Genomic DNA, 19,471 nt, shown 5'->3' on the forward strand with positions numbered 1-19,471 from the left:
CGGTTCAGAAATTACGTTGAGGTAGTTCATAGATGAAACAGCTTTGGATGCGCCAAGCGTTGGCACAGTGCGCCTTGCTGATCTGGTTGCTGGTGGCCCAGAGCGCCACGCCATCTGCCCGCGCCGCGCCCAGCGTGCCGGGCACGGGCGTGTGGATCGGCGGGATGCGCGTGATGCGTTCCTCGCCGGCTGTGGCCGACTTCAACGGCGATGGGATGAAAGAGATTGTGGTCGGCACATACGATGGCCGGCTGGTTGTGGTCGGCTGGAGCGGCGGGCAATGGCAAAAAGTGTGGGAACGCCAAGTCGCCGCCGACATCAACGCGGCCAACCCACCTGTGCTGCAATCTCAGTCGCGCATCGAATCACCGGTCGTAATCGCCGACCTGGATCAGGACGGCGTGTTGGAGATCGTGGTCACGGCAGGCGGACTGCCAGCTGACTGTATCAACGGCGGGACGTTGGTCTATCGCTACGTGTCGCCCTGGCAGTTTGCCCTGTACGGCGACTGGCCACAGCCCAAGCTGGATGAGGTCGGCGGCGGGCCGACCTGGGGTTCGCCGGATGGCTGCTGGGACGGCATCTTTTCCAGCGCAGCGGTGGGCGACATTGACGGCGACGGCGACCTGGAGATCATATGGGAAGGCGAAGATCGGCGTATTCACGCCTACCATCACACCGGCGCCGTCGTGGCCGGCTGGCCCTTTCACCGCGCCAATGGCGACCCGCTGGTGCGCGGCGGCATTTCTTCGCCGGCGCTGGGCGACATTGACGGCGACGGCTTGCTGGAGATCGTGGTGGGCGGCACCAGCCCGCGCTGTACGCTGTGGAACACAGATCCATGTGGCCAGACGGACTACAGCGTAGCGCCCGTCTGGGCGTTAAACGGCGACAGCACGCTCGTGCCCGGCTGGCCCAAGTATCTGCCCCAAATGGTGGACTCGTCGCCGGCGCTGGGCGACCTGGACGGCGACAACCAACTCGACGTTGTGGTGGGCACCGGCCGCAATCAAATTCCCGGCGAAGGAGGCAAGTTTGTATATGCCTGGCGCGGAAATGGTGTACCGCTCCCCGGTTGGCCGCAGCCCCTCATCGCGTGGGCGCAAGGCTCGCCGGCGCTGGCCGACCTAGACGGCAACGGCGGGCTGGATGTGACGATCGGGTGTGGACACATGGACAACGCATCCTGCACCACCCTGTATGCCTGGCAGAACAGCGGCAGCGCTCTGCCCGGTTTCCCCATGACGCCCTCTACGACGCACTCCTTGCCGCAGGCGCTTTCCACGCAGTTTTCGCCGATCGTGGCCGACATTGACGGCAATGGCCAACTGGACATTGGGCTGGCCGGCCACAATTCAGCAGGCGTCACGTATATCGGCGCAAACGGACAGATGCATCCCGACATCTCACGCAATCAGCACATGGCGCTCGATGGCCTATATGCCCCGCCGATGATCGCCGACGTGGACAACGACGGCTTGCTGGAGACGATCATCGTCGGCGAAGCAAACGGCGGCGCAGCGTTATATATCTGGGATGAGACCGGGCCGGCCGCCCCTACGGCCATGCCCTGGCCCATGCACCGCCACGACAATCGGCGCACCGGCAACTATTGTTTCACCGAGACGCCGCCTAGCAATCCCACTGCTTTTAGCTCCAGCGTGCCCACCGCCACTTGGACCGCGCAACCCAACATCACCGTGTGGTGGGCAGGCGCCGGCGTCGGCGGGCCTTGCCCCGGCGTGCCCAGCTATTCGGTCGTGTGGAGCAACTCGCCAACCACCATTCCAGATACAGTGGTGGACACTGCCGCCAACAGCGCCACCGGCGTCAACCTGGGCGATGGCGTGTGGTGGTTCCACCTGCGCACGCGCGATAGCTGGAGCAACTGGAGCACGAATGTAATCCACATCGGGCCGTTTTGGGTCGATCGCACCCCGCCTACGCTGGCCTTTGCCACCGCAAGCACGCCGGCCCTCAACACCTGGAGCAACAGCAGCCACATCACGGTGAGCCTATCGCCCGGCCTCGACGCCGGCAGCGGGTTGAGCGGCTATGCCGTCGTATGGGATCAATCCCCGCTGACCCTGCCCGGCCCAACGCAAAATGCCGGTCCGGTGAGCAGCCTGAGCTATGGGCCATTAAGCGGGGCCGGCGCGTGGTATCTGCACATGCGCAGCGTGGATCAGGTGGGCAACTGGTCGCCCGATGCAGCGCATTTCGGCCCGTTTCGCATTGACCGCGAGCCGCCCAGCTTGCCCGGCGTCACCGGCGCGTCACCATCGCCTAACACCTGGACGGCGGCAAGCACCTTACAGGTGCAACTCAGCGCAGGCGGCGATGTGGGTAGCGGGCTAAACGGCTACTCCTTCGTGTGGGACACGATAGCGGGAACAGTCCCCGATACAGTGGCCGATGTCGGGCCGGCGCCCAACCTGACGACCGGCACCACGCCGGCAGTGGCCGACTGGTATTTGCACGTGCGCAGCGTGGACAACGCCGGCAACGCCTCGCCAAGTGTCCTGCACTATGGCCCGTTCAAGGTGGATCGCGTGCCGCCGGGAGCGCCCTCTGTGGCCGCCTCTTCGCCGCCCAGCGTGAGCTGGAGCAACGCCTCGGCAATTGTGCTCAATCTCATTCCAGCCATAGATGCCGGCAGCGGTCTGGACGGATATTCGGTGGTGTGGGACGCTGCACCGACCACACAGCCCGATGCCGTCAAAGACATTGGCAACCTGACCAGCATCAGCCTGACCACCACGGCGAACGCCGTGATGACCTGGTATGCCCACCTGCGCACTGTGGACCTGGTGGGCAACGCCGCCAATACAACGTTGCACTACGGCCCGTTTCGCATTGACCGGGTTGCGCCCACATCGCAACTGGTCGGCCCGCCCACCGCGCTGAGCGATGCCGCCATCGCGCTTGCGTGGAGCGGCAGCGATGTCGGTTCCGGCGTGGCCGGCTACGATGTTCAGGCCCGCCAGGCGCCAAGCGGCGCCTGGACGCCGTGGTTGAGCAACGCGCCCTCGACCACGCTGAGCGGGGCGTATGTGCCTGCTGGGCCGGCCTGCGGCCAGCGGTACGAGTTCCGCGCGCGGGCGCGCGACCAGGCCGGCAACCTGCAAGCCGGCTGGAGTCCCACCCAGTCCACGCTGCTCATCAGCGCGCATCCGATCAGCGGCGTAGTCGTCAACAACCTGAGCCAGCCCGTGTACGGCGCACAGGTCGCGTCTGCCGATGCCTGCGCCGCGTTGCCCAGCGATGCCCAGGGACGCGCATTTGCCTACTTCACCGGCAGCGGCGTGTATTCGGTGAGCGTGTCGCATGACCAGTTTGGGGTTTTGCCGCCCTTGCGCGAACGCGCGCCCAACGACCGCCGCCCGTTGATCGTGCTGCCGCCGCAAGACAACGTGGTGACCAACAGCCACTTCGAGACGACAGGCGGATGGGCCTTCTTTGGCGCGGCCGGCTACACCCAAACCGCGCACAGCGGGGCCGGCGGGGCGGCCATCCTCGGCACAGGCGTCATCAGCCAGCGCGTCGTCATTCCGGCGCAAGGGGTGCTGTCGGTGCTGGCGCGCGTGACCGGCAACAGCCCCGGCGACACAGCGTCGGTGCAGGTGCAAGTGGATGGCTCGCTGTTGCCGCTGAACCACGCAGGGCCTCAGCCGTTGCGCGCCGTGGCCTCTGCCGATCTGCTCGCCGGGCGCAGCGGACAGGGACCCGGTGTGCTGCACGTCCAAGAGGCTGAACCGCCGCTGGAGGATTGGCGGCATGTCGCGCTCGACTTGCGTGCTGCCAGCGGGCTGCCGGTGGCGGTGGTGATCGAGGCGGTGGATGTGGCGCCGGCCGGCTTGAACGTGGTGGTGGATGAAGTGACGCTGGGGTCGCCGGCCAGTGGGCCGCGTTTCCTGTATCTGCCCGCCGTCCGGCGTTAGCAAGTGTCGGCTACGGGGCGCACCTGCCTGTTAACTCGAAAGCATCTACCGTCGCCGAGGCGGTGTTCAACACGTCAAAGCGCAGCCGTGAGGCAGTGGCATCTAATCGCAGCGCGCCGTAATCCCCGTTGTATCGCACCACGCTGCCGGCGATCGGCGCGCCAAAGGCATAGAGTGGTGCGCCGCCGATGCCGTTGACCAGATACACGATCCCATCACGCGAGAGGCGCTCGTAATTGTGGGCATGGCCGGCGATCACCACGTCGGCGCCCCAAGTTGCAAATGGCCATTGCGTGGCCGGCGTTGAGCCATGCCCGCCGACGAAGAGTAAGGCGGATGGTGCAGGACGACGATCTGCCAGCAGGCGGTCGAGGCGGCCAGCGCGCTTTGCAACCACAACGCCTGGGCCGAGGATGCCGTGATGCCATCCGGTTCATTCACGTCGCTGTTCAGGATGAACCAGTGCGCCGGCCCGATGAGCACCTCGTAGTAACGCTCGTTGCCCGGCAGGGTGAAGTAGCTCAGATGCGCGGCGTAGCCGGTGCTGCTGTTCCAGTCGTGATTGCCCAGGGCAGGATAGAAGCGATTAAACCCCGGATTGTTCGGCGCAGGATACGAACCGAGATAAGGATGGATGAAGTCGGCGTAATACTGGCCGATGTTCTGGTCAATGGTGCCGGCGAGGCCGCTGTAGTAGTTGTTATCGCCGGTGGTGACGATGGCCTGCGGCTGCCAGGCTTTCACCAAGTTTGCGACAGCAGCCGCCGGCGCGCCGGCCAGCCCAAAATCGCCGATCACGGCAAAGCGCGTCGGCTGGTTCAACACAATCGGCAGGAAGACGCGATAACTCTGCGCGATGGCGCCTGGTCGGGCGTGTTGCCTTTCGATTTGCGGCGGCAGTGGCCGGGCCAATGCGCTGAACATGATGCACAGCAAGATCGTTGCTCTCAGCATGGTGACTAGGCAGCTAGCGCGTGTTGGCTTGCAAATGTTGATAGCGCGCCATAACCGCCCTCGGCGATTGCGCCGGAGCTAACACGTCGAAGATGTGCCGGTCGGAACAGCGTCGCAGCAGGGCGCGCCGTTTGCGCCAGGCGTGTGCCGCGTTGCGCCAGCCTTCCCAGCGGCCGGCCAGGACGCCTGCCGCCTGGCGCATGATGAGCGCGCGAGCCACCGCAGCCGCGTCGTATCCCCACATCAACGGCCAATATCGCCACAGATACGGCAACGGATAGTTCTTCAGGATCAACCACACCTTGTTGCGCCCAAGCAGCCGGCGCTTCAGCGGCGAGCCTTCGCCTGCCGTGGCCGAGTGACAATGCAACACGCGGGCGGCGGGAACGTATGCCGTCGTCCAGCCGGCCCATTGCGCCCGCCAGGCCAGATCCACATCCTCCAGATACGCAAAGAAATCTTCGTCGAACAGGCCCACCTCGTCCAGCATGGCGCGGCGATACAGCGCTGCTCCGGCGCACGCGCCAAACACGGGCGTCGGCGCGGTCTCGCTCTTGGCGACCGGCTGCCCTCCCCGCCGGTCCCAGGCAATGCCCAGGCGATCCACTGCGACGCCGGCTGAGTTAATCACGTCGGGGCGATCGGCAAACAGCATCAGCGAGGCTGCCGCACCCAGGCGCGGGTCTGCATCTAGCGCGCGCACCAGTTCAGCCAGCCAGTTGGGATCGGGAACGGTGTCGTTGTTCAGGGTAGCGACGTAAGGCGCGCCGCCGGCGCGGATGGCTTGATTGTTGGCCGCCGCGAAGCCTCGGTTGTGTGGGTTGACCAGCAGGCGCACGTGCGGTTCGCGCCGGCGCACCCAGTCCACCGAACCATCGGTCGAGCCGTTGTCCACCAGCCAGAGTTGAAAATCGGTGAAGGTCTGAGCGCGCAGCGCGTCGAAGCAAAGGGGGAGATGGCGCAGCCCGTTCCAGTTGACGATGACCAGATCAACCCGAGACATGATTCCTGGCTGTGCGCGTGATAGAATCGCGCGTGCGATGCCGTCGCCCGATGCGGAAGTGCGCGCGCTGCAACCATGGTATCACGACTTCTCGCGCTTTGGCCTGCAAACCCAATTTCCTCCCCGCCGCGCCGATCAACTGCGCGCCCTGTTCAACACCTTGCGCCGCCGGCTCGACCCTAGCTACGTCGAGAAGGGCGAACGCTTCTCGCTGCGCCGGTTCCTGAAACCTGCGCCGCCGGCCCATGTCGCCAATCAAGGCGCCAAAGAACAGGTGATCGAAGCGTACTTGCAGCGTTGTCTGGCCGACCTGCCGAGCGCAGCGCCGGAGTGTCTGGACTTGTTCTGCGCCGATGGCTACTATGCGTGCTTGCTGGCCACGCTGCGGCCCAATGCGCACATCACCGGCGTGGACCTTGACCCGCAAGAGATTCGCCGCGCACAGACGGCGGCCCGCTTGCTGAAACTGCCGGCGCTGCGCTTCGAAGTGGGCGACGTGTGGGATGTGACGCGCGCGGGACGGGCCTATGACCTGGTCTTGTGCACCGGCGGCTTGTATCATCTGGCGCAGCCGGCCGAGTTCGTCCGCGCCCTGCGGCCGGTGGCGCGCCGCTTCCTCGTGGTGCAGAGCGTGGTCACGCTGGAGACGGATGATCCGAACTACTTTGTGACGCCGGCCCCCGGCTGGAAGCACGGCAGCCGCTTCACCCATGCCGCGCTGGGGCGCTGGCTGACCGAGGCCGGCTGGCGCATCCTCGACAGCGCGCTGCGTGAGTTGCCGGCCAACCCGCGCCGCTGCGATCGTGGGTCTAGCTTCTACTGCTGCGCTGCAGGCTGAATAATCCCTTCACTATGACCCTGGGCGTCATCATCTTGAACTGGAACCAGGCCGGGGATACCCTGGCTTGCCTGCGCAATGCCCAGCAGTGGGATATGCCGGGCAAGCGCATCTGGATAGTGGACAACGGCTCACGACCAGAAGATGTGCGCGCGCTGGCCGAAGTTTCGGGCGACGGTGTACAGGTTATCTTCAGCGCGGTGAATCGCGGCTTCGCCGGCGGCAACAACCTGGCGCTCCAACAGGCGCTGGATGCCGGTTGCGGGGCAGTGCTGTTGCTGAACAACGACGCACAGGCCAATGCAGACGCCATCGGCCAACTCCGGCGCACGCTGAACGATCGCGCAGAGATCGGCATCGTCGGGCCGGTGCTGGTGGATGCTGCCGACCCGCAACGAGTGTTGTCGGCCGGCGGCAAAGACATCGCGCGGCATCTGGCATCTCACCGGTTGGATGTGCCGCCGCCGGGCCAGGTGCGGCTGGTGGATTACGTGCCGGGCACATGTGTGATGATCCGCGCCAACGTGTTGCGCACGGTGGGGCTGTTGGATGAGGATTACTTCTTCGGCGGCGAAGTGGCTGACCTGTGCGCACGGGCAAGACAAAGCGGCTGGCACAGCGCCGTGGATGGCTCGGCAGTCGTGCGCCATGCTGTGGATCGCTCGGCCTTCATCCGACATCAAGTTCATGTTTATTATGTAATAAGAAACCGCTTTCTGTACATCCGCAAGTTCTACCCGCAAGGGCGCTGGAGGCTATTTGCCGCCTGGACGGCGTACAGTCTGTATGCTGCTGCGCTCGCCGCTCTGCGCGACGATCTGGCGCATGCGCGCGCCATTGGGTTAGGCTGCCTGGACGGCTGGCGCGGGCGATTCGGCGGGCAGAATGCGCGTGTGACGCGGGGCAAGGTCTCTTGATGCGCGCGTTGTATCACGTCACCATTCCGCCTTCTGCAATGGCTGATTGCGAGGCGGTGATGCAGGATGTCCAACTGTTGCAACAGATTGCGCCGGGGGAGGTCATTCATTTCTACCCGACGCGCACGCCCGGCACGCGCATCCCGCGCCTGCTGTGGGGGGTGAATCAGGCGCCCGAACTTTGGCGCGCCGAACGAGCGGTTGACTTGCATCACGTGTTCAACCCCGATCCGTTTCCCTTTCCGGCGCTGCGCTTTCTGAAACGGCCAATCGTCTACACGGTGGTCGGGGGCCTTGATGAACGTCATCGTGATATGGCATGCCGGCTGTCTAAGCTGGCCCGCACGATCATCGTGTCGAGCGAGGCAGATTACGAACGTCTACAGGCATGGGGCATCGCTCAGGGGCGCTTGGTTCAGCCGGCCATAGACGCGAGTCGGTTTTCGCACACGCCGCTCCCGCCCGACGCCCCGCCTACCCTGCTGGCCGGCTCGGCGCCCTGGACAGTGGAGCAATTCACCAGCAAGGGGGTGGATGCTTTGCTGGACGCCGCACAGCGACGCCCCGACTTGCGCCTGATCTTCTTGTGGCGCGGCGTGTTGTTCGATGAGATGATGCAACGGGTCAGGGCGCGCGGTCTAGAGGGGCGCGTCCATGTGCTGAACGAACGGGTGGACGTGAATGCGGCGCTGGCCGGCGCGAGCGCCGGCGTGGTGCTGGCCACGCGGCCGGATGTGGTCAAAGCTTATCCCCATTCGCTGCTCGAGTCGTTGGCGGCCGGCAAGCCGGTTTTGGTGAGCCGCGTCATTCCGATGGCGGCATGGGTCGAGCGCGAGGGGCTGGGCCTCGTGATTGAGGCCGTGGAGGCCGAAGCGATCTTGCGCGCGGTGGCCGAGCTGGAGCGCGGGGCGGCGCGCTTTGCGGCCGAGGCATTGCAGACGGCGGTGCGTGACCGGCTGGCGCACTTCATGCAGGCGCATCGAGAGGTCTATGCCTCTGTCGCGCGTGCGCATCGCTGATGGCTGTGTCGGTGGGAGAGAGCACGCCATGCGGGTATTGTTTGTCACTCATGCGTATCACCCTTCCAAAGGCGGCGTGCAGTGGTTGATGCAGTCGCTGGCCGAACGGCTGAGCGCGCAAGGGGATGCGGTGACGGTGTTCACCACGGTGGCCCATCGCTGCGAGCTGTTCATTGATTCCCGTCAGCCCCGCTTGCCCGTGGGCGAGGTGACGCTGAACGGCGTGCGGGTGCGCCGATTTGATGTGTTCAACCGGCTGACATGGCTACGGCTAAATGCGGCGCGCGTAGCGCACAAACTGCGTTTGCCCGGCCAGGATTGGGTGCGTGGGCTGTACTTTGGGCCAATCGTGCCGGGGTTGCGCCGCGCGATCCTCGATCAGCCGGCCGATGTCATCGTGGCCGCCTCGTTCCCCATGATTCACATGTACGACGCGCTGGCTGCCGGCTGCGCCAGCGGTCGGCCGGTGGTCTTGGTCGGGACGGTGCATCCTGCCGATCCATGGAGCTACGACCTACCACGCATGTATCGCGCGATTCGCCAGGCCCATGCCTACGTCGCGCTAAGCGACTACGAGCGGGACTACCTGGCCGCGCGCTGTCCGGGCGCGCGCCTTCACGTCATCGGCGGCGGCGTGGATACGGAGGCATTTGCTTCCCCTGCCGCAGGCCGGGCTTTCCGCCTTCAGCAGGGCTGGACGGACGATGCGCTGGTGATCGCCATGATCGGGCGCATGACGGCGTACAAACGCGCCGATGTGCTGCTGGCAGCCATGCCGGCCATCTGGGAGGCGCTGCCGCAAGCGCGCTTGCTGCTGGCCGGCGCCGGCGAAGCGGCCGAGCTGCGGAAACATGCGCAGGCGCTGCCGCATCCGCAGCGCGTGACGATCCTGCCGGACTTTGACGAGCGCGATAAGCCGGCCATCTTTTGCGCAGCCGATATGATTGTTCATCTATCGGAGCGCGAGTCGTTCGGCATGGTGATCGTCGAGGCGTGGGCAGCCGGCAAGCCGGTGATCGGGTCGCGGGCCGGCGCGTCGGCAAGCGTGATCAGCGATGGTGAAGATGGCTTGCTGGTGCAATACGGGGATGCAGCAGCGTTGGCGCGCGCGGTGATCGCGCTCGGCAATTCGGCGACGATGCGCCAGGCGCTGGGTCGCGCAGGCCAGGCTAAGGCGCGTCGGCTGTATGACTGGCAGGTCGTGGTGCCCCGCTATCGCGCATTATTCAACGTATGGGTGGAAGGTAAGGGCGCATGAGGCCGGCGCATTGGTTCCTGCCGTATGATCTTTACGAGCGTCATCAGGTTGTGGCGCAGATGATCGCTTCGCACGGCGGGGAGATCAGGCGCGTTCTGGATGTCGGCGGCCGCGTGGGATTGCTCTCTCGATTTGTTGCCTGTCCGGTGGTGAGCGTGAATGTAGATGGCAGCGGCGATGTGCAGTATGGCGGCGACTGCCTGCCGTTTGCGCCGGCGTCGTTTGATGTCGTGACCGCGATAGATACGTTGGAGCATCTGCCGCGCGAGCGGCGGCTAGGGTTTGTGCAAGATTGCCTGCGCGTGGCCCGACGCGCCGTCATCCTGGCTGCGCCGTTCGGCAGCCCTGGCCATGCCGAGAGTGAAGCCCGCCTGAACGCACTGCATACGCAGCTCATCGGTCGTCCGCATCCCTACCTGAGCGAGCACATCGCCTATGGCTTGCCGGATTGGGATGAGGTGCAGATGTTGATCGCGCGCAGCGGGGCGACAGAATCGCGGCTGTTGTTTGCCGGCGACTATCGGCGCGAGGCGCGCCACTTCACAGCAGCCATGCGCGGCCGCGCCCGGCAGGGCTGGCGAGCGCGGGGGGAAGCCCTCCTGTGGCACTGGCGCAGCCGGGCCATACTGACCCCTTTGCACCTGTCGGACCAACCACAGCCCTACAGCAACCGATTTTTCATGGAGCTGGTTCCAGGGTAACTATCACACTGCGTATCGCCGAGGCACCCGCTACGGCGCGACCAGCAGATCAAAGGCCGGCGTGTGAAACCCGCCGACGGAGCGACACGCGCACCTCAGCGTTTGGTTGGCCCGTTTTCGGCGCAGTGCCATAGCCCACGGCGACTACGCTCAATCCGTCCCCCGGCTGCCAGCCCGGCCGGCGAACCCTCGTCGCAATCCGTAACTGCCCAGGACAAACACGTGCAGCGGTGTTACGCGAGCGTCCTGCCGTCCTGCCCCGAGACGTGGATGGGCGTGAGCCGACCGCGCATCTCATGCGGGACACATGACGTGCTGCGTTTCCCCTCAGTCCAAGGGATGGGAGGCTTGCAGCTCCCACTCCAGGAGGGCTTGCGGGTCGCCGCAGATGACGTGCTCGATGAAGCGTTCGTAGCGGTCTGCGAAGCGTTCCAGTGAGAACTTCTCGGCACGTTTACGGACGAGGCGACGGTCGAGCCGGTCCACGCGGCGCACTGCCTCGACCAGGGCATCTACATCGCGCGGCGGGACGAGGAAGCCGCTTACCCCATCCTGCACCAGCTCGGACGGCCCACCGGCGTTGTAGGCAATGACAGGGGTGCCGCCGGCCATTGCCTCGATGCACGTGTTACCGAATGCCTCGATCCAGTGCGGCGTCATCAACAGCGCTTTGGCGTTGCGCACCACGCGATGCAAGGCATCCTGATTGAGGAAGCCGTGATAGGTCACGTCCACATCCGGGTAACGCGCCACGCACGCCTCCCAGTATTCCGGGTGTTGCATCTTGCCGCACACATCAAGCGGGATGCGCAGACGCTGGGCCACAGCGAAGGCATCCTCGAGGCCCTTCTCCGGCGAGATGCGCGCCACCCAGCAGATGCGGTCCTGCGGGGCGAGGTTCAGTGAGTACCGCGCGAGGTCCACGCCGCCGTACAGCGACATCATGCGGCAGGGGTCAATGAACGGGAAGGTGGACGCCTGGGCGCACGTGTTCACCGCGAAGTGATTGGGGTATTCATAGAAACGCTCACGGATGATGGCGTCCACGGCGTCTATGGTGGAGACGATGCTGATGATGTGCCCCACCGGCGTCTTGAAGAAGGGCGTGAGGTAATAGGCGAGCCAGTCGTAGTTGATGCCGATGATGACATCGTACTGATCCTGGACGCGCATAGCCAGCTCCCACATACGCTCCAACACCCCATCGGGCTGACAGATGACGGGGGCATCGCGTCGCGCCGTAGTGGCGTAGGGCGGGGGTTTCCCCTCGACTTGATACACGAACACCTCAGGCGCGGGTTGAACGCTGCCGGCTGGCGCGGCGATCGCCACGGTGTGGCCGCGCCGGGCCAAAATAGGCGTCAGGTTCATCAGATTGGTCTCTACGCCGCCGCCCTCGCCTGAACCCAACGGGCCCACCGGGCTGGTCAGGAAAAGCACTCGCCTCCGCGCCATGCGACCTCCGATGCAAAAATTGAGGGCATCCCCGCGCCGCTATCGCGTGGATGCCCATCCCGACGCTCAATCCGCCAAGCCGCGCACGTCCTCAACCATTGCCTTCGGTGCGCCGAAGTCCTCGGGACGCTTGTGAATCTCGCGCATCGTCACAAAGCTCTCCACTATCCCTTTGGTGTGCTCCACCCCCAGTCGGTTGAAGAGCATGCGGAAGCGCTCATACAACGCATCGCGCACCCGCGCGCGATCGCTTTCGGGCAATGACCAGAGCTCTTTCTTGAACGGGCCGGTCGCCTTTTTGCGCGTCTTGTAGAGAAATTGCTCATCAGTATCGCCCGGCTTGCGCTCGTCGGCCGCATTCTTGAAGAGCCAATGGGTGATCATCTCATTGAGCGACTTCGGCAAGTGCGCGTAAGCGATTTGTTGGAAGGCAGTGGCCAGGTGCACTTCGATCGCACCGGCCTGCACAAACTTGCCGAAGGCCTCCTCGGGCAGCGTGCTTGCGCCGTGTTGCACGGCGCCGCCCATGCCGTATTCCTCCCGCGCCGCAGTAGAGAGTTCGCGCAGCGTGTCGAAGTCAATGTTCACATCGGCGATCGAGCCATCGGGCAGCACCACCCCGCCGTGGGTTGTGCCGGTCTGGATGGAGATCTTGCTGATGCCGGGCGTATGCTTGATGAGGCGCAGATAGCCGCTCATGAAAGCGCGCAGCTCGTGAACGTCGCTGTTCTTCTGGCCGACTTCGCCGATCTCACCGCCCAGCGAAACAATCACGCCGGCCGGTTGGCGCTGACGGATGTAATCGCTAAACAACGCGCATAGCTCATAATTCAGATGCTGCTGCTCATCCAGGGTGGGCTTACTCAGGTCCACCAGCGTTGAGGTGTCAATGTCTATGTTGTAGAAGCCGGCAGCCATCGCCTCATCAATCAGCTTGCGCAGGGCCGACAACTCGGCATCAGCATCCGCTTTGTACTTTTTCGCGTTCACCTGAAAGTGATCGCCTTGGATGAACAAAGGCCCTCGGAAGCCCTCCTTGATGGCCGCGGCGATCATCACCGTGGTGTATTCCGCCGGGCGCTGTTCGGTATAGGTCATCTCACTGCGGGCGATCTCAAAGATGAGCGCTCCGACTTGCTTTTCAACTGCGGCGCGGAAGGCTGCGCGCGCCGTGTCGTAAGCCATCATGCGGATGTTCATGGCCGGCGTGGTGAAGGTGTGGCCGAGCGCATCGCGACCACGCGCCACGTATAGCTCGTGGATGGACGCTGGCCGGATACCCACGGCCTGCCCGATCTCCCAGATCAACCAACGAGCGGCGGCTTGCTGTTCGGGTGTGCCGAACACCGCTGCGTTCACTAGCACATCAATCCCGCGGCTACACAGGCCATCCTGATCGCGCACCTGTACGCTCATCTCACCCACGCGAGTAAATGGGTCGGATGACGTCGCCTGCCGCGTGACAACCTCAACCACATCGCCGGCCGAACGAAGCAATTCACGCAAGGTGTTGGACATTCAGCACTCTCCTTAAATGAGGGAATAGACGGCCACCCCAAGCGGCCGTCACACATGAGATTTGCATGACGCGAACGATCCACAAAAATAAACCCGCGTAAGTATATCCTTTCAGCGCAGCGGGACATCGCACGAGCCACTATCACACGCGCGATTCGCATGGACGCGGCATCGGTGGGACCACTCACGCGCGTGTATAATCGCTCGCGCATACGGGGAATGGCGCAGCCTGGTAGCGCGCTGCGTTCGGGTCGCAGAGGTCTCGGGTTCAAATCCCGATTCCCCGACTGCGCAGGGCGAAGCACCCCTGCAAAGGTGCTTCGCCCGCTTCGTACGCGCTCATAGAATGCGATCTCGCCAGGTTCCACAGCGCGCCCGACCGCGCGAAATTCCCGCTTCCGAGTGGGACAACTTCGTCTCGCGACATCCCCGCGGTCACATTCTACAGACTCAGGCGTGGGGCCAGCTTAAGGCTGCGCACGGATGGCGTGTCTTGTACGCCAGCGTGCTCGGCGCCCACAACAGGCTGGTCGGCGTAGCGTTGGCGCTGATGCGCGCGCTGCCTGGCGGCTTGGGCAGAATCATCTACATTCCGCGCGGGCCGGTGGTGAATTGGGACGATGAAAGATGTGCGGAGGCTGCCATACGCACCCTCTGTCGGCTGGCGCGCCATCACGGCGCCTTCGCCGTCGTACTCGAACCAGATTTACTCGACACGCCGTCGGATCGTCACCTGCTCCAGTGTTTGAAACTGAAGCCGGTGGATTTCAGCGTGCAGCCGCGCCGCACCATCTGGGTCAATCTGGACGTTGATGAAGATGTGGACATCCTGACGGCCATGAAGCCGAAGACGCGCTACAACATCGGGCTGGCCAAGCGGCGCGGCGTGACGGTGCGCGTCGGCAACGTGGATGATGCCGAGCTGTTCTACGCCATGATGCGCGCGACGGCGGTGCGCGACGCGTTTGCCATTCATCCGGCGTCTTACTATCGCGATTTCCTCGACTTGTTCACGCGCGGCGCGGATACGCCCGCCCGGCTGCTCATCGCCGAGTATCAGCACGAGCCACTGGCCGCTTTGATTGTGACGGCGCTGGGCGAGCGCGCCACCTACCTCTACGGCGCCAGCACCAACCACCATCGCGAGCTTATGCCCACGTATCTGCTGCAGTGGGAAGCGATGCTCTGGGCGCGCCAGCGAGGCTGTAAGACCTACGATCTGTGGGGCGTGCCCGATGAAGACGAGGCCACACTTGAAGCTAACTTCGAGAAACGCAACGACGGGCTATGGGGGGTGTATCGCTTCAAGCGCGGTTTCGGCGGGCAGGTGGTCAGGCACGTTGGCGCATGGGTATGCGTGCTTTCTCCGCTGCGTTGGTGGCTGTTCAACCGCGCCCGCGCGCTACGCAAGTCCACCGGCTTAGCTGCATAGTCACGCCCTCGCTGGTTTGCGCGCTGTGTCCGAGTTCACCCTGCACTTCCCCCCCAACTTCAAATGGGGCACTGCGACCGCCGCCCACCAAGTGGAAGGCAACAACACGAACAACCAATGGTGGCAATGGGAGCAGACGCACAAGCGCATCATGAACGGCGATCGATCCGGCATCGCCTGCGATTGGTGGAACAACGCCGAGGCAGATTTCGACCGGATGGTCGCACTCGGCCTCAATGCACACCGCTTGTCTGTTGAATGGAGCCGCATCGAACCCCGGGAGGGCCGATTCGATTCAGCCGCCCTCGACCGTTATCGCGCCATGTTGCTTGCCCTGCGCCAGCGCGGCATCGAGCCAATGGTCACGCTCCACCACTTCACGAACCCATGCTGGCTGGAGGAGCGCCGCGCCTGGGAAGATGCCGATGTCATCGTCCCGCTCTTCCGACGATTTACCGAGAAAGTGGTGCATGCGTTGGGCGACCTGTGCGACCTGTGGTGCACGATCAACGAGCCGAACGTCTATGCCACCATGGGCTACCTGTCCGGCGGGCGCATGCCGCCCGGACTGCAAGACGCCAGGCTAGCCGCTCAGGTGCTGCGCAACATGCTCATCGCCCACGCCGTCGCCTACGAGACCCTGCACGAGAAACAAACGCTGGCCCGCGTCGGCTTGGCGCACCATATGCGTTACTTCCAGCCTTTGCGTCCCGGCCACTTGCTCGATGGCATCATCGCGCGGGCGCTCAATAGCATGTTCAATCAGAGCATCCTGGAAGCGCTGGCGAAGGGTCGTTGGCAACGGATCCTCGCACGCGGTGCACCGGTGAGCGCGCGCAAACTGCGCGGCACGCTCGACTGGATCGGTCTGAACTACTACACCCGCCACCGCGTCGCATTCGATCCCACCAAACGCGAGACGTTCTACAGCGAGCTGCTCCTCTACCCACAAGACGTGGCGATGACCGATTTCAACTTTGGCGAGATATACCCCGAGGGCATCTTGATCTTCGCCCGGCAGCTCAGCCGCTACAAGCTGCCGATCTACATCACCGAGAACGGACTGCCCGACCACGACGACGATCTGCGGCCGGCCTTCCTCGTACAACATCTGCATACCACTTGGCAGGCGATCCAGATGTGTTACGACGTGCGCGGCTACTATCACTGGAGTTTTGTGGATAACTTCGAATGGGGCGAGGGTTGGCGGATGAAGTTCGGCCTCGTCGCGATGGACACCCACACCCAAGCGCGCCAGTTCCGGCGCAGCGCCCTGCTCTACCGCGACATCATTCAGGCCGGCGCGATCACCAGCGCGATCGTGCGCGAATATACGCCGCAGTTGTTCCAAACGTTGTATCGCTGAGCGCGTCAGTTCTCATCCGCACGCTTCACGCCGAATACGGTCTGCTCCAGCGTTTGGGCGGATTGGGTGCTGTCGTAGTATTCGCGCCAGCGCCAAAATCGGCCATCCTGCATCACGCCGATGTTGAGGTCTTGATCGTCGGCACGCACACCGGTTTTGCGATTGGTGCAGCTCCAGGTCTGGTGAATCGCAAGATAATCGCCGCTATACACGACGCGATGCACGGTGATGACCGTGTCGGCATAGTTCTCGGCGTAGGCGCGCACGGCGCGACGCAACTGGTCATGACCGCGCACCACCTCGAACGACGTTTGGATTAAGCTTTCAGGCGCATGACAACTAATCACGGTTTCTGCATCGCCGCGCGCCCAGCCCTGCCGCACATGTCGGTAATGCACGGCCAGGATTTCGTCATAGGTCATGTCGCGCGTCCGCGGTGGGATGAACGCAGGCCAGGCCTCGTCGCGCAGGGGCGCATCGGCTGCCACCTTGCGAACGCTGCGGTGGTCGTTGTGGATGCGCAGATGAGTGATCTGCCCGGCGCTGAAGCACAGCATCACGCCCTGTTCCACTTCGCGCCAGCAGCCATCGTCCGCCGCAGTGCGCAGCGCCCATTCAGCCGCCCACCATGCCGGCTCGCGCAAGTCACGAAACGCCCGGCGGATCAGAATGCGGGCGCGATGTGGCATGACGCCGATGCTGCGCAGCCAGGCGCTGATCTCGGCGCGGCCGTGATATGGCCGGCCGTCCACAATCCATGTGGCGTTAGGATGGCAGAGGCTTGCGACCTGCTCCGGCTCGCCGGATTGCCAGGCGCAAGCCAGGGCATCGAAAGGGAAATCTTCAGCCATTCGGCCTCTCGATCAGCCGGTCATGAACATGCGCTGGAAGCGCATCATCAGACCGAGGTCGCCGGCAATGCGCAGCTTGCCGCTCATAAACGCCTTGGTCGGGTCAAGCCGACCGCCGATGATATCAATCCAGTCCTGCGCCGCCACATTGATGGTGACGGTGGGCTGTTCGGCCACGCCCTCTTTCACGTCAAATTTGCCGTCTGCGATGGCCAATGCATAATTGCCGCCACCGTCGCCGGTCGCGTTCAATTGAATCACCGCATTTACGCCTTTGGCCAACGCAGGGTTGAAGTTTGCCGCCATGGTCTGCAGCGCCTCGATCAGCGTCATGGTTCACTCCGTGTGATGTATCAGAGCATATGCGATCCCCGTTGGTTCGCCAGCGGGCAACTTGGGTGAGTATACCGCGCCGCACTTTCGCCTACAACTGCTCATGGGACGACGCTTCCTGAACCGTAGCACGCTGGAGAACGCCGCCGTCGTCTCGGCCATCCTCATCTTCGCCATCTTGGTCGCCAACGTGATCATGTTTATCAGCTCGCGCGATCGGCTGCCGCCGGAGACGCGGTTGGGCGACCTGGACGTGAGCGGACTCACGGTGGACGAGGCGATCGGCGCTGTCACACGCGCCTTGCGACAGCCGGTGACGCTGCGTTATCTCGACCAGCGCATCGAGCTTGAGCCGGCGGCGATCGGCTTTCGGCTGAACGAGCCGGTTGCGCGGTTGCAACTCGAAGCAGTCATCGCCGGCCAGCAAGGGCTGGATAAGCTGCCGGCATTCATCTTGCGCCGGAACGATCACCCGGCGCGCATTCCGCTGCCCTACCAGTATTCCGAGCCGCAGCTTCAAGGGGTTTTGGCCGAACTGGCCACGCGCTACGACCGCGACCCTCGCCCCCCTGCGCCCGACCTGGCCTCCGGCACCGTCACGCCCGGCCAGGACGGCACCGTGCTCAACGTGGCCGAAGCGTCACAGGCGATCCTGGCCGCAATGCAATCTGGCGCCGCGCGCACGGTGGACCTGCCGGTGGATGTCATGCCGCTGGGTATGAAAGGCGTCCGGTCGCTCGAAGCAGCCGTGCTGGAGCGGCTTCGTCCGCTCACCGCGCGTACGGGCAATCTGGCCGGGGTCTTCATCAAGGACCTGGTCAGCGGCGAGGAGCTGGCCATCAACGGCGACGTTGCCTTCTCCGGCGCAGGCTGGTTGAAGCTGGGATTGATCCTGGAAGCCTACCGCGCAAATGCACTGCCCATCGCACCGACGCTGCGCGAAAAGCTCGAGCGGGTCTCGGCGGGCGGCGGCCCGGCAGAGATCAACGACGTCTTGCGCGAATTGGGCAACGGCGACGCGCAGCTCGGCGCCGACCGCGTGAACGCCACACTGCAAAAGCTGGGACTGCGCAACACCTTCCTGGCGCAGCCGCTCGGCCAAGGCGTGGCACCGCCCACCATCGTGACGCCGGCCAACGCGCGCGGCGACATCAACGCCGACCCAGACCCGAACGCGCAATCCACCGTCGCCGATGTCGGCGTGCTCTTGGAGATGATCGAGCAATGCCGCAACGGCGCGGGCGGGATGTTCCTCGCGTTCGACGGCAGGTTCTCGGCGGCGAAATGCGACGAGATGCTCACCGTGATCGCCAAGAACAACGCCTCGGGCTTGATCGCAGCCGGCAGCGGGAGCGCCACCGTCTTTCACCGCCAGGCATGGGACGCGCGCAACCACGGCGATGCCGCCCTGGTGCGCTCGCCCAAAGGCGAGTATGTGGTCGCCGTGATGTTGCACGGCCCAGGCCAGCTCGATTGGAAAGAGACGTCGCCGATCATCAGCGACATCGCACGTCTGGCGTATGGCTTCTTTAACGAGGAGATGCCGCCTGCACCTCCTGCGCTGACCGGCGCGCCGCCGCCATAACCCTCACTTCGGTAGGTAACGGCGGGGAACTTTGCACACCATGGTGTAGGCCGGGTCGAAGAAGTTGCCCAAGTCATATCGGGCAGCCTGGCCCATCAGGATGCCGGTCGCGTGCGCATCTAGCTCGTAGTCATCGCGCAGCCAGCGGGCCATTTCAGTCGTGGCGTGCTGTAATACCAACTGCCACATCAAGGCGTGCTAAATAAGGACAGGGCCTGGACGTTGTCTTTGATCCAACGCCAATCAACCAGCCTGCGAAGTGCGTCGGCGTCGTCAGCTAACGCATGCAATATCTGCTCG

Annotated in this window: 17 protein-coding genes and 1 tRNA gene; 10 read left to right on the forward strand and 8 right to left on the reverse strand. The window is 64.1% G+C overall.

What is annotated here, in order from left to right; all coding sequences use genetic code 11:
• The first annotated feature begins 32 nt into the window (after window positions 1-32).
• Entirely contained in the window at window positions 33-3,941 is a 3,909-nt protein-coding gene (locus tag GXH28_RS13290) for an FG-GAP repeat domain-containing protein (protein ID WP_169239518.1), read from the forward strand.
• Between the two features lie 10 nt (window positions 3,942-3,951).
• Here the strand turns inward: GXH28_RS13290 and GXH28_RS13295 are convergent, their stop codons facing one another.
• From GXH28_RS13295 to GXH28_RS13305, 3 genes are read right to left on the reverse strand one after another with little or no spacing between them, the layout of a single operon-like run.
• Window positions 3,952-4,203: a hypothetical protein gene (locus GXH28_RS13295; RefSeq protein WP_169239519.1), complete on the reverse strand. Its 252-nt coding sequence runs from the start codon at window positions 4,201-4,203 to the stop codon at window positions 3,952-3,954.
• Window positions 4,197-4,895 carry a metallophosphoesterase family protein gene (locus GXH28_RS13300; protein ID WP_169239520.1) on the reverse strand — a complete coding sequence of 233 codons (699 nt, stop codon included), beginning with the start codon at window positions 4,893-4,895 and terminating at the stop codon, window positions 4,197-4,199. The genes GXH28_RS13295 and GXH28_RS13300 overlap by 7 nt, the downstream gene beginning before the upstream one ends.
• Before the next feature lie 13 nt (window positions 4,896-4,908).
• A complete protein-coding gene (locus GXH28_RS13305) occupies window positions 4,909-5,898 on the reverse strand; it encodes a glycosyltransferase family 2 protein (protein WP_169239521.1) in 990 nt (329 codons plus the stop codon).
• A 37-nt stretch (window positions 5,899-5,935) separates the two neighbouring features.
• Between GXH28_RS13305 and GXH28_RS13310 the strand changes: the two genes are divergently transcribed.
• From GXH28_RS13310 to GXH28_RS13330, 5 genes are read left to right on the forward strand one after another with little or no spacing between them, the layout of a single operon-like run.
• Window positions 5,936-6,736 (forward strand): class I SAM-dependent methyltransferase, encoded by an 801-nt coding sequence (locus tag GXH28_RS13310; RefSeq protein WP_169239522.1) that lies wholly within the window; start codon window positions 5,936-5,938, stop codon window positions 6,734-6,736.
• Window positions 6,737-6,750: 14 nt separating this feature from the next.
• On the forward strand, window positions 6,751-7,653 hold the full coding sequence (locus tag GXH28_RS13315) for a glycosyltransferase family 2 protein (protein WP_169239523.1): 903 nt from the start codon (window positions 6,751-6,753) through the stop codon (window positions 7,651-7,653).
• Window positions 7,654-7,691: 38 nt separating this feature from the next.
• Window positions 7,692-8,672, forward strand: coding sequence for a glycosyltransferase (locus GXH28_RS13320; protein WP_169239524.1), 981 nt, complete (start codon window positions 7,692-7,694; stop codon window positions 8,670-8,672).
• Window positions 8,673-8,700: 28 nt separating this feature from the next.
• On the forward strand, window positions 8,701-9,930 hold the full coding sequence (locus GXH28_RS13325; protein WP_169239525.1) for a glycosyltransferase family 4 protein: 1,230 nt from the start codon (window positions 8,701-8,703) through the stop codon (window positions 9,928-9,930).
• Entirely contained in the window at window positions 9,927-10,631 is a 705-nt protein-coding gene (locus tag GXH28_RS13330) for a methyltransferase domain-containing protein (RefSeq protein ID WP_169239526.1), read from the forward strand. Before GXH28_RS13325 ends, GXH28_RS13330 begins: the two co-directional genes overlap by 4 nt.
• 327 nt (window positions 10,632-10,958) lie before the next feature.
• On the opposite strand, the gene GXH28_RS13335 is transcribed toward GXH28_RS13330, so the two are convergent.
• Window positions 10,959-12,086, reverse strand: a complete 1,128-nt coding sequence (locus tag GXH28_RS13335; protein WP_169239527.1) for a glycosyltransferase — start codon at window positions 12,084-12,086, stop codon at window positions 10,959-10,961.
• A 66-nt stretch (window positions 12,087-12,152) separates the two neighbouring features.
• Window positions 12,153-13,604: a class II fructose-bisphosphate aldolase gene (locus tag GXH28_RS13340; RefSeq protein ID WP_240550399.1), complete on the reverse strand. Its 1,452-nt coding sequence runs from the start codon at window positions 13,602-13,604 to the stop codon at window positions 12,153-12,155.
• A 213-nt stretch (window positions 13,605-13,817) separates the two neighbouring features.
• Here GXH28_RS13340 and GXH28_RS13345 point away from each other — a divergent pair.
• From GXH28_RS13345 to GXH28_RS13355, 3 genes are all read left to right on the forward strand, one after another.
• Window positions 13,818-13,891 (forward strand) — tRNA-Pro (locus GXH28_RS13345).
• 59 nt (window positions 13,892-13,950) lie between these two features.
• Entirely contained in the window at window positions 13,951-15,036 is a 1,086-nt protein-coding gene (locus GXH28_RS13350; protein WP_169239528.1) for a lipid II:glycine glycyltransferase FemX, read from the forward strand.
• Between the two features lie 25 nt (window positions 15,037-15,061).
• A complete protein-coding gene (locus GXH28_RS13355; RefSeq protein WP_169239529.1) occupies window positions 15,062-16,402 on the forward strand; it encodes a family 1 glycosylhydrolase in 1,341 nt (446 codons plus the stop codon).
• Window positions 16,403-16,407: 5 nt separating this feature from the next.
• On the opposite strand, the gene GXH28_RS13360 is transcribed toward GXH28_RS13355, so the two are convergent.
• Both GXH28_RS13360 and GXH28_RS13365 read right to left on the reverse strand, forming a co-directional pair.
• Window positions 16,408-17,253, reverse strand: coding sequence for a nuclear transport factor 2 family protein (locus GXH28_RS13360; protein WP_169239530.1), 846 nt, complete (start codon window positions 17,251-17,253; stop codon window positions 16,408-16,410).
• 12 nt (window positions 17,254-17,265) lie between these two features.
• Window positions 17,266-17,586: an SCP2 sterol-binding domain-containing protein gene (locus GXH28_RS13365; RefSeq protein WP_169239531.1), complete on the reverse strand. Its 321-nt coding sequence runs from the start codon at window positions 17,584-17,586 to the stop codon at window positions 17,266-17,268.
• Between the two features lie 103 nt (window positions 17,587-17,689).
• Between GXH28_RS13365 and GXH28_RS13370 the strand changes: the two genes are divergently transcribed.
• Window positions 17,690-19,171 (forward strand): serine hydrolase, encoded by a 1,482-nt coding sequence (locus GXH28_RS13370; protein ID WP_169239532.1) that lies wholly within the window; start codon window positions 17,690-17,692, stop codon window positions 19,169-19,171.
• A gap of 3 nt (window positions 19,172-19,174) precedes the next feature.
• On the opposite strand, the gene GXH28_RS13375 is transcribed toward GXH28_RS13370, so the two are convergent.
• Window positions 19,175-19,360: a hypothetical protein gene (locus tag GXH28_RS13375; RefSeq protein ID WP_169239533.1), complete on the reverse strand. Its 186-nt coding sequence runs from the start codon at window positions 19,358-19,360 to the stop codon at window positions 19,175-19,177.
• Between the last annotated feature and the right edge of the window lie 111 nt (window positions 19,361-19,471).

The sequence above is a fragment of the Candidatus Roseilinea sp. NK_OTU-006 genome (genome assembly GCF_012931985.1).
Classification (GTDB): domain Bacteria; phylum Chloroflexota; class Anaerolineae; order J036; family Brachytrichaceae; genus JAAFGM01.

Bases quoted from the DNA above. Each gene is read 5' to 3' on its own strand.
- GXH28_RS13335 (WP_169239527.1), bottom strand. From the start codon at position 12,086: ATGGCGCGGAGGCGAGTGCTTTTCCTGACCAGCCCGGTGGGCCCGTTG.
- GXH28_RS13340 (WP_240550399.1), bottom strand. From the start codon at position 13,604: ATGTCCAACACCTTGCGTGAATTGCTTCGTTCGGCCGGCGATGTGGTT.
- GXH28_RS13325 (WP_169239525.1), top strand. From the start codon at position 8,701: ATGCGGGTATTGTTTGTCACTCATGCGTATCACCCTTCCAAAGGCGGC.
- GXH28_RS13370 (WP_169239532.1), top strand. From the start codon at position 17,690: ATGGGACGACGCTTCCTGAACCGTAGCACGCTGGAGAACGCCGCCGTC.
- GXH28_RS13310 (WP_169239522.1), top strand. From the start codon at position 5,936: ATGCCGTCGCCCGATGCGGAAGTGCGCGCGCTGCAACCATGGTATCAC.
- GXH28_RS13365 (WP_169239531.1), bottom strand. From the start codon at position 17,586: ATGACGCTGATCGAGGCGCTGCAGACCATGGCGGCAAACTTCAACCCT.
- GXH28_RS13290 (WP_169239518.1), top strand. From the start codon at position 33: ATGAAACAGCTTTGGATGCGCCAAGCGTTGGCACAGTGCGCCTTGCTG.
- GXH28_RS13300 (WP_169239520.1), bottom strand. From the start codon at position 4,895: ATGCTGAGAGCAACGATCTTGCTGTGCATCATGTTCAGCGCATTGGCC.
- GXH28_RS13350 (WP_169239528.1), top strand. From the start codon at position 13,951: ATGCGATCTCGCCAGGTTCCACAGCGCGCCCGACCGCGCGAAATTCCC.
- GXH28_RS13360 (WP_169239530.1), bottom strand. From the start codon at position 17,253: ATGGCTGAAGATTTCCCTTTCGATGCCCTGGCTTGCGCCTGGCAATCC.
- GXH28_RS13375 (WP_169239533.1), bottom strand. From the start codon at position 19,360: ATGTGGCAGTTGGTATTACAGCACGCCACGACTGAAATGGCCCGCTGG.
- GXH28_RS13320 (WP_169239524.1), top strand. From the start codon at position 7,692: ATGGCTGATTGCGAGGCGGTGATGCAGGATGTCCAACTGTTGCAACAG.
- GXH28_RS13305 (WP_169239521.1), bottom strand. From the start codon at position 5,898: ATGTCTCGGGTTGATCTGGTCATCGTCAACTGGAACGGGCTGCGCCAT.
- GXH28_RS13315 (WP_169239523.1), top strand. From the start codon at position 6,751: ATGACCCTGGGCGTCATCATCTTGAACTGGAACCAGGCCGGGGATACC.
- GXH28_RS13330 (WP_169239526.1), top strand. From the start codon at position 9,927: ATGAGGCCGGCGCATTGGTTCCTGCCGTATGATCTTTACGAGCGTCAT.